The organism is Roseiarcus fermentans (assembly GCF_003315135.1).
Taxonomy (GTDB): domain Bacteria; phylum Pseudomonadota; class Alphaproteobacteria; order Rhizobiales; family Beijerinckiaceae; genus Roseiarcus; species Roseiarcus fermentans.
The window spans coordinates 152,723-164,639 of sequence record NZ_QNRK01000013.1; the positions used below are offsets into that span (position 1 = coordinate 152,723).

Genomic DNA, 11,917 nt, shown 5'->3' on the forward strand with positions numbered 1-11,917 from the left:
CCCAGAACTCAGCGAGGACCCGGAAGAACACCTGGATCAATTCTCAGCGCCTCAAGAGAGGCAAGGTTTGGGTCAATATTATGCCCGTTACGGTGATTCAAATAAGCCGCTAGCCCAACCGGCCCACTAAAGCATTTTCTTTCCGGAATTACGATAAATATTGCACCGTGTTTGTAGTCGTCAAATTGCTCCGCTCTCCATAATTCTGGCTCATCCGAGATGACCACGTTCATACCCCGTGAACTTGGCGTACAAATATGCAACGAAAACTGTTCTGGCTGAGCCCAAAAAAACAGAGTCCATGCCCCGCCCCAAGACAGAATATTTGAAACTCCTGCTGTCTTCTCAGCGTTCCAAATATTTGTCCCTCGTACTCTAATCTTAGATTTCTCATCTGGATCTTTCAACCATAATAATTTTCGCAATTCCTTAACATACGCGGTTTCCAAGAACCTCTTACCAAGGATATTAGCACCTACGCCGAGTGCAATCTTGGCCAAGAACCTATCAGAGAAATCGATCCTCAGGGCAATATTCATCATGCTTACTTTGTTTTCCTGTCGGCCCTTGATCCAATCAATTTCTTTCCTCTCTACTTCGGTGCAACCCCTTTGCGCGACGAACCTTGCCTCAAGGTCACTTGGCATACCAACGACTACTGTAAGACAAAATAGACGAGTAGATATATCGGAAAAATGTTCGACAAATGAGTAAAGCCCTGTTAGGGACCAATAGTTAACCCGAGACGTCAATACAAGGTACGCGCGTCCGCCATCGAGCCTCTTCCTCTTGATGAAATCACCTCCCGCATAACCATACCACCGATCGTCGTCACGGACGTGGATATGGTAGACATGCTCACCTGCAGGCCCGACCCAACGTTCACAGATCTCTTCTCGTTGCACAGGAAACTCTTGGTCTATACCCATGTAAGTTAAAAGAGAAGGTCCGGGCCGTTTGGGGTCAAGATACTGGCGAGCTGCGAAACTAGCCTCATGTGATACAAGCCAGCTTTTCAAAAAAGCTCCATCGATCCATATTCCAGCGAGATTATTGCAAGTCTGGCAGACTGAGCGAGTCTGAAAAAGGGGCCCTGCAACTGCGCCTCCGAGCGATTGAGGCCAAATATGCTCCAAAGACATGCGATCATCTTTTCGTTGGCCGTCGCAGTAGATGCATGTCATCGATGCTCGTCCATCTGCTAAACAAATTATTCGCTTGGAACCGGTCTCGCCAGGAGGCCAAATTGCCGACTCATATGGGAGCGGCCGGTCATTTCGTCCGGTCCTGTACCAGCCGCTTCAGCTGATAGAGCGCCGCGTGCGCCTCGCGCGGGCTCAAGCTGTCCGGGTCGAGGGCGGCGACCGCCGCGCGCAGCGCGTCGTCGCGCGGCGCCGGCGCCGGCGCCGGGGGCTCGTGCGGCTCGAACGAGAACAGCGGCAGCGAATCGAGCGTGCCGCTCGGCCGCGACGCCTCGAGGTCGGCCAGCACCTTTCGCGCCCGCCTGACGACGGAACCCGGCAGCCCGGCGAGCTTGGCGACCTGGATGCCGTAGGAGCGGTCCGCGGCCCCGCGCGCCACCTCGTGCAGGAAGATCAGGCTGCCCTTGAACTCGCTGACCCGCATGGTGAGGTTGACGATCCGCGGCAGAATTTCGGCGAGCCGGGTCAGTTCGTGAAAGTGCGTCGCGAACAGGGTGCGCGAGCGGTTGACCGCGTTCAGGTGTTCGACGCAGGCGTAGGCGATCGAGAGCCCGTCGAAGGTCGCGGTGCCACGGCCGATCTCGTCGAGGATGACGAGCGAGCGCCGGGTCGCCTGGTTGAGGATCGCCGCCGTCTCGACCATCTCGACCATGAAGGTCGAACGCCCGCGGGCGAGGTCGTCGGCCGCCCCGACGCGCGAGAACAGTCGGTCGACCACGCCGACGTGGGCTTGGGCGGCGGGGACGTAGGACCCCATCTGCGCAATCAGCGCGATCAGCGCGTTCTGGCGCAGATAGGTCGACTTGCCGGCCATGTTCGGGCCAGTGACCACGGCGATCCGGCCGCCTTCGGCGGCGTCGCCCGACAGATCGCAGTCGTTGGCGACGAACGGCTCGCCCGCGCCTTTCAGCGCAGCCTCGACCACCGGGTGCCGGCCGCCGCGAATCGTGAAGGCGAGCGAAGCGTCGACGACCGGCCGCGTCCAGTCGCGCCTGACCGCGAGTTCCGCCAGCGCCGCAGCGACGTCGACCTCGGCGATCGCCGTGCCGAACGCCCGCAGGACGTCGCTTTCGGCGAGGCAGGCGAGCCGAAGGCGCTCGAACGCGTCGAGTTCGAGCGCCAGCGCCCGGTCAGCGGCGGAGGCAATCTTGGCCTCGAGCGCGACCAGCGCGTTGGTGGTGAAACGCAGCGCCCCGGCCATGGTCTGGCGATGGATGAAGGTCGCGTTGAGGGGCGCTTTCAGGAGCGCCTCGCCCTGCGCCTGCGGGGTCTCGATGTAGAAGCCCAGCACGTTGTTGTGTTTGATCTTCAGCGCTCGGACGCCGGTCTGATCGGCATAGGCTCCCTGCATCTCGGCGATCACCCGCCGGCTCTCGTCGCGAAGCGCGCGCGCTTCGTCCAGCGCCGGCAGACTGCCCGCCCTGACGAAGCCGCCGTCGCGTTTGACCAGCGGCAGGTCGTCGGCGAGCGTCGCCGCGAGGGCGCCGTGCAGGGCCCCGCAATCGGCCCGCAAGGCGCCTTGCGCGCGCCGCAGCTCGGACGGGAGCGGGCCGGCGGAAGCGAGGATACGCGCCAGCGCGGCCGCCGCCGCGAGGCCGTCGCGCACCGCGGCGAGGTCGCGCGGCCCCGCTCGGTCGAGGCTCAGGCGCGCAAGCGCGCGCAGGAAATCCGGCGCGCCCTTGAGGTCGCCCCTCAGCGCGTCGCGCGTCGCCGCGTCCAGGACGAGGAAGCCGAGCGCGTCGAGCCGGCCGGCGATCGCCGCTGGGTCGGTCAGCGGGCTCGCCAGACGCTCGGCGAGCGCCCGCGCGCCGGCGGGCGTGACCGTCAGGTCGATGGTCGCGAGCAGCGAGCCCTCGCGCGCCCCCCCAAGCGTCCGGGTCAGCTCCAGGTTGGCGCGGGTGGCGGGGTCGATCTCGAGGCTCGCGCCGCGCGCGCGTCGGGTCGGCGGCGACAGCGCCGGCCGCGCCTCGAGTTGCGTCCGCTTGACGTAGGCGAGCGCCAGCGCCGCCGCGGCGACTTCCGCGCGGGAGAAGGCGCCGAAGCCGTCCAGGGTCTCGACGCCGTAGAACTCGCACACACGCAGCGTCGCCGCGGCGGCGTCGCCGGCTTCCCGCGCGAGCGGCGTGGTGGGAACCCGGAGCTCGGCGACGAGACGGGCGAAATGCGGCTCGTCGCAGACTGCCTGCGCCGCCACGATCTCGCTCGGCTCCAGGCGCGCGATCTCGGCGGCCAGACCCGATTCGTCGGTCTCCGAGAGCGCAAAGGCGCCGGTCGAAAGATCGAGCGCGGCGAGGCCGAAGCCCGAGCGCCCGTCGGGCCCGCGCACCCGCTGCACAGCGACCAGCAGGCGCGCGCGGCCGGGCTCGAGCAGGCGATCCTCGGTGATCGTGCCGGGCGTGACGAGCCGCACCACGTCGCGCTTCACCACCGACTTCGCGCCGCGCTTCTTCGACTCCGCCGGGTCCTCGAGCTGCTCGCACACGGCGACGCGATGGCCGAGCGCGATCAGCCGGTTGAGGTAGTCGTCGGCGCGCTCGATCGGCACGCCGCACATGCGGATGTCCTCGCCGTCGTGCTTGCCGCGCTTGGTCAGCACGATGCCGAGCGCGCGGCTCGCCACCTCCGCGTCGTCGAAGAACAGCTCGTAGAAGTCGCCCATCCGGTAGAACAGCAGGCAATCCGGATTGGCCGCCTTGATCTCGAAATACTGCGCCATCATCGGCGTCAGGCGGGGGGCGGTCGTTTCCAGACCCGGGTCTTCGGTGGCGTCCATGGGGCGCGACCCTAGCAAACCGCCGCCCTCCGCGTCCTGGGAGCGAGGCCGGATATCCACGGGGCCTTCGAATTGCTGCGTCACCCGGCCTTCAACAGCCGACGCGCTTTCAGCGCGCTCGCAGCCAACGTGTAGCCGCCTTCCGCGCCGTCGACGAAATGCACGTGGCCACGATCGGCGAGCGAGGGCACGATGCAGGTGATCTGGGCCGACTTCTGGCGGTAGAGGCCCCAGTCGGCGTAGGCGTCGGCGGCCGCGAGCCGCGCCTCGAGCTTGTCGGCGAAGGCCGGCGAGCAGTCGAGGGTCATGCGCAGGCCGTCGTCGAACTTGCGGAAGTCGGCGTTGGCCGCCACCTCGACGGCGTAGAGCGCCGCGTCGAAAGCGCCCGCCTTGAGCCGGAACCGATGAAACACATTGCCGAGCGCATAGCCGAGCGCGGCCTGAAGCCTCGCCTTGAGCGCCGAAACCCCCGAGGCCCGAATCGCCGAGGTTTCGAGCGCGATGGCGGTCGGGGCCGACCCGGCCTGCAGCCTTTCGACGGTGACGGGCCTGTCGGACTGCCAACCGTCGATCGCAAGCCGCACGATGTCCTCGATCAGCGCGGCGTAGCGCGGGTCCTCTCCGCGCGGGATCACGATCACCGACAGGACGATCCCGTGCTTCGCCGGCGCGACGCCCCAGCGGCAGGACAGGCCGGACAGATCCGGGGCGGCGCCGGGGGCGGCGGGCGGAATCCCAAAAGCGCCCGCCTTCGCCCGCTCCTCGAGCCAGGTCAGCCCGCCTCCGGCGAACATGGCGTAGACGGCGGCCTCGGAGGCGGCGAAGCGGGCGACCCTGATGTCGCGCCCGGCGGCGCGGATTTCGGCGACAGGCGCCGTCGCCACCCGCAATTCGAGCTCGAACTCGGTCTTGGCGTAGGCGGCGATGCGGGCGAGCGCATCGGCCGCGGCGGCGGCGTCCTCGGCGGAAACGGCGAAGCTCGCGCCGTCGCCGCCGAACACGAACGGAAACGGGCGGCGACGAAGGGCGTTGGAAACGGCCGCCACGACCCCGGCGCCGACGAAGTTCACCGCCTTGTAGCGCCCTTCCGAAATCGCCCGGGTCGAACCGACGACGTCGGAGAAGCCGACGACCCAGTCGTCGGGGACGGGACGATAATTCTCCGGCCTCGCCGCAGCGGCGAAGTCGGTCAGGATCGGCAAGGACTGATAAAACACGTCCCCCATGGCGGCGCGCTCGCAACGGCTGGAGAGGTTGATTCGATCATAACGCACAACGCCGCGAAGCGCGCGTTCACGGCTCGAGAAACGCCCGGAGCGAGCGAAGGCTCCCCGCCAGACGTAAGCCTCGCCTTAGAAACCCGCGCCAACGCCGCGGCGCCGCGCGCTCCCGCGCCTCCGACGCGGCGACGGCCGCTGGCGTGTCGAATCGGAACGCCGCGTAGAGGCCGGCGTAACGGTCGAGGAACGCGGCCTGCTCGGCGGCCGGCATTTCGCGGTAGCGCAATGGCTCGCCTTTGTTGAACTGGCCGATCCGGCGCCTGTCGCGAAAGGACGCGACCACCGCGGGCGCGTCGACCGCCACGCCGATCTGGGCCGCGATTCGGGACACCACCGACGCGGTCTCGAAGCTGATTTCGTTGTAGCGAAACACTTCGACCGACTTCAGGGCCGACCAGCGGCCGAGATTGGCGACCTGATTGTCGAGCGACGGCCACGCGTCGAACACGGTCCGGCATTCGCTGAACTCGGTCAGGCCCATGCGCCGCGCCTTGCGTCCATGATCGACCATCGAGAGCGCGATCTCGCGCGGATCGCGAACGGATGCGCTGGCCAGAATCTCGCCGGCCTCGATGCGCCGCGCGACCTCCGGATGAAGGCCCTGGTGCGTCTTCAGCACGACGTCGCGTCCCCGGGCCGCTTTCGCAATTGCGTCGAGCAGCGCCGGGTCGATATCGTCGAAATAATTTTCCGGCGATCCGCGCGGGCGAAAAGGCGGGCCGAGACGCGCGGGCGCGCGTCCGGCGACGCGAAATGTCTGCTCTGTCAACTGATAGACGAAAGTGCTGGCCGATTTCGTCATGCCGAAGCAGATGTAGATCATGATCCGCCGACGCCGCTCACGGTCCGAACAGCATGCGGCGATCCGCGATCGGCAGCGACTCGCGCCTCATGCGCGATCCTGCCGGCGGGCGGGCGCCGAGGCAACGAGGGCCAACTGCACGAGCGGCCCGGGCCCGTGGCCGAGGCGGGCCGCCGCGCCCCGCTCGATCGCCGCGCCGACGAAGGCCTTGGCCGCGGCGACCGCCTCGGCCAGCGGCAGGCCGAGCGCGACATGCGCCGCGATCGCGCTCGACAACGTGCAGCCGGTGCCGTGCGTATTGGGGGAAGCGATCTTCGGCGCGGCGAAGCGGCGGACGCCATCGGCCGTCACCAGCAGGTCCACCGCCTCCTCGCCCGCGAGATGCCCTCCCTTCATCAGCACGGCGCCGGGACCGAGCGCGAGCAGCGCCTGCCCTTGCGCGATCATCGCGGCCTCGCTCGCGGCCTCGCGCGCCCCGAGCAGCGCCGCCGCCTCGGGCAAATTGGGGGTGAGGCAATCGACGCGCGGCAGGACCTTCGCCCGGACCGCCTCGAGGAAGCCTGCGCCGGCCAGCGCGTCGCCGGAGGTGGCGGCGAGAACCGGGTCGTAGACGACGAAAGGCCTCCCCTCCCCCTCACGATCGCATGTGCTCGTCCCATTAACGGCGGAACTCCGAGTGACGAGCAGCGTCCCCGCCCCCCCTGTGGGGGCGGGACAGGGTGGGGGGTCACGCCGCCCTCTCAGCCTGTTGGACGCAGACGCTAACGTTGAAGTTCGGCGTGACCCCCCTCCTCGGTCCTCCCCCACAGGGGGGGAGGAGGCGCGCGGCGCCGACTCTTCACGCCGGACCTCGAGGTTTGCATCCCGCAGTCTGATCGCCTCCGCCACCGCCTCCGCGATCTCCGCGTTGGCCAGCATGCCGATCTTGATCGCGACGACGCAGAAATCCGCGACGACGGCGTCGATCTGGGCGCGCACGATCGCCGGCGGCGCGGCGAAGATCGCGCCGACGCCGAGCGTGTTCTGCGCGGTCAGCGCCGTGATCGCGCTCGCGCCGTGGACGCCGAGCGCGGCGAAGGTCTTCAAATCCGCCTGGATGCCGGCGCCGCCGCCGGAATCCGAGCCTGCGATGGTCAGCGCGGTTCGAACGGCGCCGGTCATGCGGGCCGGATCGCCGCGATCCATTGGCGCGCGCGCCCTTCCGGGTCGGCGTCGAGGGTGATGTCCGAGATCACCGCCACGATGTCGGCGCCGGCGGCGAGGCAGCGCTTCGCCCGGTCGAGGTCGATGCCGCCGATGGCGCAGAGCGGCAGCGGCCCGACGCGCCGCTTCCACCTGGTCAGGCCTTCCAGCCCCAGCGCCGCAGCGGCCTGATCCTTCGAGATCGTCGGGAAGACCGGGCCGTAAGCCACGTAGTCGGGATCGACCGCGAGCCCGCGCTCCAGTTCCGCCTCGTCGCTGGTCGAGACGCCGAGCCTGAGGCCCTTGCGGCGGATGGCGGCGAGGTCGGCCGCAGCGAGGTCGGCCTGCCCGAGATGGACCCACTCCGCGCCTTCATCGATCGCCGCGCGCCAGTCGTCGTTGACGACCAGCGTCGCGCCGGCCTTGCGGCAGTGGGCGAGCGCCACGCGCGTCTCGCGCGCGAACGTCGGCCCGTCGGCGTCCTTGATCCGAAGCTGGATCAGCCGCGCGCCGACGCCGACGAGCCGGGCGACCCAGGCGGCGCTGTCGACGATGGGATAGAAGGGGTCGAGGGCCCTGACGTTGACCGAATTTCTCACGTCAGGCCGTCCACGGATTCACCAGCTCGATTCCCAGCGGTTCGAAGTCTTTCGTATTGCGCGTCGCGAGCTTTGCGCCGGCTCTGACCGCGCTCGCCGCGATCAGCGAATCCATCGGCTTCAGCTCACGTCCGAGGCGTTGCGCTTTCGCCCGCAGCCTGCCGGAAAGTTGAGACACTTCGTAGTCGACGACGATGATCCGCTCCCCGTATCGGCTATGAAACCCCTCGATTTCCGAAACCATTCGAAGCTTTCTATCGCTCTCCGGAAGCCGCGCAACGCCATATGCGAGCTCGTGGAAAACGACGGCGCTGACGAAGGGATCGTCCAGTTGAGCCACGAAGTCGACGACGTGCGGATCGGGCCCGATCCGCATGAGTTCGGAGAGGACATTGGTGTCGAGGGCCATCCGTTCGCGTATCACCTGCCGAAGTCCCTATCGCCCCAATCCGCGAAAGGACTAGGCCGATCCTCATCGCGCGAAGGCAGTTCAATCTCTCCCAGCCCTGCGAGATGCTTCACCAGCCACCGCCCCGGGTGCGTTTCGTCGGTCTCCATGGCCTTGAGGCGGGCATATTCGGCCCGCGAAATGACGACGCCCGTTTCTCCGACAAACTGCGGCTCCCCCGCCTCGGCGCGCTGAAGAACTTCCGCAAGCCTTTCTCTGGCTTCCTGTTCCGTCCACATCCTCGCCTCCAGGCGTCGACGCCTCAATTTACGGTGACTTCGCCTTCCGCCGCGAGCGGCAGACGTCGTCAGGTCGAAAGACCGAAGACGCCGCCCGTTCCGGCGCCCGCTACTCCGCCGCGTCGACGTAGAGCGCGCCGCCGCCGGCGAGGAATTCCCGGGATTTCTCCGCCATGCCGGCCATCGCCTCGGTTTCGGCCCGGATGTCCTGGCTGATCTTCATCGAGCAGAATTTCGGCCCGCACATCGAGCAGAAATGCGCCACCTTGTGGGAATCCTTTGGCAGCGTCTCGTCGTGGTACTTGCAGGCCGTGTCCGGGTCGAGCGACAGGTTGAACTGGTCCATCCAGCGGAAGTCGAAGCGCGCGCGCGACATGGCGTCGTCGCGGATGCGGGCGGCCGGATGGCCCTTGGCGAGGTCGGCCGCGTGCGCCGCGATGCGGTAGGTGATGACGCCGGTCTTGACGTCCTCGCGGTCGGGCAGGCCGAGGTGCTCCTTGGGCGTGACGTAGCAGAGCATCGCCGTGCCGAACCAGCCGATCATCGCCGCGCCGATGCCCGAGGTGATGTGGTCGTAGCCCGGGGCGATGTCGGTCACCAGCGGCCCGAGGGTGTAGAACGGCGCCTCGCCGCACTCCCGCAGCTGCTTGTCCATGTTGACCTTGATCTTGTGCATCGGCACGTGGCCGGGGCCTTCGATCATCACCTGGCAGCCCTTGTCCCAGGCGACCTTCGACAGTTCGCCCAGCGTCTCGAGCTCGGCGAACTGCGCCCTGTCGTTGGCGTCGGCGTTGGAGCCGGGGCGCAGGCCGTCGCCGAGCGAGAACGACACGTCGTACTTGCGCATGATGTCGCAGATGTCGCCGAACCGCTCGTAGAGGAAGCTCTCGCGGTGGCCGGCGAGGCACCAGCGCGCCATGATCGAGCCGCCGCGCGACACGATGCCGGTGACCCGCTTGGCGGTCAGCGGCACGTAGGCCAGCCGCACGCCGGCGTGGATGGTGAAATAATCCACCCCCTGCTCCGCCTGCTCGATCAGGGTGTCCTTGAACACCTCCCAGTCGAGCTTCAAGGGATCGCCGCCGACCTTTTCCAGCGCCTGGTAGATCGGCACGGTGCCGATCGGCACGGGCGCGTTGCGCACGATCCAGGAGCGGATGTTGTGGATGTTGCGCCCGGTCGAGAGGTCCATCACCGTGTCGGCGCCCCAGCGGATCGCCCACACCATCTTCTCGACCTCTTCCGCCACGCCCGAACTCAGCGCCGAATTGCCGATGTTGGCGTTGACCTTGACGAGGAAGTTGCGGCCGATCGCCATCGGCTCGAGCTCGACGTGGTTGATGTTGGCCGGGATGATGGCGCGGCCGCGCGCGACTTCGGAGCGCACGAACTCGGGCGTCACGAACTCCGGGATCTCCGCGCCGAAACTGTCGCCGTCGGCGATCCGTTCGGCGGCCCCCTCGACCGCCGCTTCGCGCGCCAGATTCTCGCGGTGGGCGACGTAGATCATCTCCTCGGTGACGATGCCGGCGCGGGCGAACTCGAACTGGGTGACGAGCTGGCCGGGCTTTCCGGCGCGCAACGTGCGCGTCGCCGGGCAGAGCGGGGCGAGCCGCTCGGCGCCGACGTTGCCGTTGTCCTCCGGCTTGATCGCCCGGCCCGCGACGGTCGCGAAGCCGCGGCCGGCGATCCAGGCTTCGCGCACCGGCTCGAGGCCGCGGGCGAGGTCGATGCGCGCGTCGCTCTCGGTATAGGGGCCGGAGGGGTCGTAGACCCGCACCGGCGGCTCGGCGGCGGTGGAGAGCGCGATCTCGCGCAGCGGAATGCGCAGGTCCGGGCGGTCCGTGGGCGAAACGTAGACCTTTCGAGATCCCTGCACCGGCCCGGTGGTGACGCTCTGCGGCGCGGCGAATTTCGGAATCTCGTTCATGGCCGTCTCCTCGCGTTGGGCCGGAATCGGCTGCGGAACGGACGGCGCGGATGGGAGGGTTGCGGCCGCTACGTCCCTTCGCCGGCATGACCCGGATCAGGTTCAAAGGGTTCGGCGTGTCGCCGTCTCAGCCCCGTTTCGGGACGCCCCTCGAGCAAGGTCAATATCTGGTCCCGGTCCTCCCCGATGTCAAGTTCGGCCCCGGAAAAGCGAAGCAAAGGCCGATCCGACCACGGTCAGGTCGGCCCGAGCGCGGCGGTTCCGAACACGGGGTCGTCGCGGTAGGGGGCGATGCAGCGCTCCTCGCGGGCGCGGTCGGAGGCGCTGAAGCCGTAGGGCGCGGCCTGATCCGGGTCGCCGAGCGACAGGTACGACACGCCGACCGGCTGGCCGCGGATCTCCACCGCGCGCTGGATCATCAGGCACTGCAGCACGGTCTGCACCCGCCACAGGTGGCCGAGCGTCATCCGGCCGGGATCGGGGTCGGCGAGCGCCGCCGGCCAGACGCCGCCGTTGCCCTCGTGGGCGCGCAGTTGCGTCTCCAGGCCCTGCTTCAGCCGGGTCTGGCAGGTGTAGACGAGCTCGAGCACCGCGCGCACCGGCAGCGGTTCGCCCTTCGCTCGCAGTCCGTCGAGCGCATAATGGGTGCACTCGGCCTTCTGGGCGCGCGCGGTGGCGGCGAGGTCGTCGATGCCGAACTGCGAATCGATCACGATTTCCAGGGTCGAGGCGAGGCTCTGGTGCTGCCGCTCCCACGCCCCGTCGGCGTCGGCGAACCGCTTGACCGCCGCATCGAGCTTGGCGCCCTCGAGGCGCGTCTTGATGGCGTCGTCGAGGGCGTAGGCGGACAGGAATTTCTCTTCGATCACCCGGTTCAGCCCGTCGAGCGCCGACATCGCCCCGGCCGAGTCCTTGTCGATCTTGTCGGCGCGCTTCTGGTAGGTCCAGTTGCGCTGCTGAAAATAGGCGCTGATCGCCGTGCCGAGCACGCCGGTGGCGAGCACGATGCCGCCGATCGAGCCGAGCACCTGCCGCGTCCAGTGCAGGCCGTGGCCGTCCCGCGCCCGCCCCCCGTCGCCCTCGGACTCCGCCATGCCGCCGCTCCTCGCCGATTGTCGCGCCGGCAGGGTTTGCACGGAACGGCGGCCGGATTCAAACGGCGAGCCGGCCGGCCCGGCCATGGGCCTGTCCGACAAGACCCGCCGAACGCGACAACGGCGGAAGCGCCGCGCCGCCGCCGAGCCGGTTTCTCGGCTTTTCAAGCCTTTGCGCGGAGTTTTCCGGGCGGCTGTAACTCCCAAGCCGCCTTTTACGCGGCGAAGGCTTGGACGATCTGAGCTGGGGTGGCGGTTAGGATCTGGAGGATGTTGCAGCCGTGCTTTCTCGCGGTCGAGACGACGGATCTGAGGCTGGCGAAGATTTGAGCGCCGGCGAGGGTTCGGAACGAGCCCGAGATTTTCAT

10 protein-coding genes, 1 pseudogene and 1 riboswitch are annotated in these 11,917 nt (G+C 67.7%); all 11 genes and pseudogenes read right to left on the bottom strand.

What is annotated here, in order from left to right:
* Positions 1-8: 8 nt before the first annotated feature.
* Positions 9-1,184: an HNH endonuclease gene (locus tag DFR50_RS13500; RefSeq protein WP_113889780.1), complete on the bottom strand. Its 1,176-nt coding sequence runs from the start codon at positions 1,182-1,184 to the stop codon at positions 9-11.
* A gap of 88 nt (positions 1,185-1,272) precedes the next feature.
* A complete protein-coding gene (mutS, locus tag DFR50_RS13505; protein WP_113889781.1) occupies positions 1,273-3,975 on the bottom strand; it encodes a DNA mismatch repair protein MutS in 2,703 nt (900 codons plus the stop codon).
* 80 nt (positions 3,976-4,055) lie between these two features.
* On the bottom strand, positions 4,056-5,201 hold the full coding sequence (locus tag DFR50_RS13510; protein ID WP_113889782.1) for a DUF3095 family protein: 1,146 nt from the start codon (positions 5,199-5,201) through the stop codon (positions 4,056-4,058).
* Positions 5,202-5,268: 67 nt separating this feature from the next.
* A complete protein-coding gene (locus tag DFR50_RS13515; RefSeq protein WP_113889783.1) occupies positions 5,269-6,078 on the bottom strand; it encodes a hypothetical protein in 810 nt (269 codons plus the stop codon).
* A gap of 66 nt (positions 6,079-6,144) precedes the next feature.
* A complete protein-coding gene (gene thiD, locus DFR50_RS13520; protein ID WP_245427751.1) occupies positions 6,145-6,945 on the bottom strand; it encodes a bifunctional hydroxymethylpyrimidine kinase/phosphomethylpyrimidine kinase in 801 nt (266 codons plus the stop codon).
* Positions 6,931-7,218: pseudogene (locus DFR50_RS32970) on the bottom strand (bifunctional hydroxymethylpyrimidine kinase/phosphomethylpyrimidine kinase); the annotation flags it as partial. The pseudogene DFR50_RS32970 and the gene thiD, both read right to left, overlap by 15 nt.
* Positions 7,215-7,838, bottom strand: coding sequence for a thiamine phosphate synthase (locus DFR50_RS13525; protein ID WP_113889784.1), 624 nt, complete (start codon positions 7,836-7,838; stop codon positions 7,215-7,217). The pseudogene DFR50_RS32970 and the gene DFR50_RS13525, both read right to left, overlap by 4 nt.
* 1 nt (position 7,839) lies before the next feature.
* Positions 7,840-8,247 (bottom strand): PIN domain-containing protein, encoded by a 408-nt coding sequence (locus DFR50_RS13530; RefSeq protein ID WP_113889785.1) that lies wholly within the window; start codon positions 8,245-8,247, stop codon positions 7,840-7,842.
* An 11-nt stretch (positions 8,248-8,258) separates the two neighbouring features.
* Positions 8,259-8,525 (bottom strand): type II toxin-antitoxin system prevent-host-death family antitoxin, encoded by a 267-nt coding sequence (locus DFR50_RS13535; protein ID WP_113889786.1) that lies wholly within the window; start codon positions 8,523-8,525, stop codon positions 8,259-8,261.
* A 109-nt stretch (positions 8,526-8,634) separates the two neighbouring features.
* Positions 8,635-10,455, bottom strand: coding sequence for a phosphomethylpyrimidine synthase ThiC (gene thiC, locus DFR50_RS13540; RefSeq protein ID WP_113889787.1), 1,821 nt, complete (start codon positions 10,453-10,455; stop codon positions 8,635-8,637).
* A gap of 55 nt (positions 10,456-10,510) precedes the next feature.
* Positions 10,511-10,616: riboswitch (TPP riboswitch) on the bottom strand.
* Positions 10,617-10,691: 75 nt separating this feature from the next.
* Positions 10,692-11,549: a hypothetical protein gene (locus DFR50_RS13545; RefSeq protein ID WP_113889788.1), complete on the bottom strand. Its 858-nt coding sequence runs from the start codon at positions 11,547-11,549 to the stop codon at positions 10,692-10,694.
* Positions 11,550-11,917: the final 368 nt, after the last annotated feature.

Excerpts from the sequence above, each read along its gene's own strand:
- DFR50_RS13500 (WP_113889780.1), bottom strand. The coding sequence starts at position 1,184 with ATGACATGCATCTACTGCGACGGCCAACGAAAAGATGATCGCATGTCT.
- mutS (WP_113889781.1), bottom strand. The coding sequence starts at position 3,975 with ATGGACGCCACCGAAGACCCGGGTCTGGAAACGACCGCCCCCCGCCTG.
- DFR50_RS13510 (WP_113889782.1), bottom strand. The coding sequence starts at position 5,201 with ATGGGGGACGTGTTTTATCAGTCCTTGCCGATCCTGACCGACTTCGCC.
- DFR50_RS13515 (WP_113889783.1), bottom strand. The coding sequence starts at position 6,078 with ATGATCTACATCTGCTTCGGCATGACGAAATCGGCCAGCACTTTCGTC.
- DFR50_RS13530 (WP_113889785.1), bottom strand. The coding sequence starts at position 8,247 with ATGGCCCTCGACACCAATGTCCTCTCCGAACTCATGCGGATCGGGCCC.
- DFR50_RS13535 (WP_113889786.1), bottom strand. The coding sequence starts at position 8,525 with ATGTGGACGGAACAGGAAGCCAGAGAAAGGCTTGCGGAAGTTCTTCAG.
- thiC (WP_113889787.1), bottom strand. The coding sequence starts at position 10,455 with ATGAACGAGATTCCGAAATTCGCCGCGCCGCAGAGCGTCACCACCGGG.
- DFR50_RS13545 (WP_113889788.1), bottom strand. The coding sequence starts at position 11,549 with ATGGCGGAGTCCGAGGGCGACGGGGGGCGGGCGCGGGACGGCCACGGC.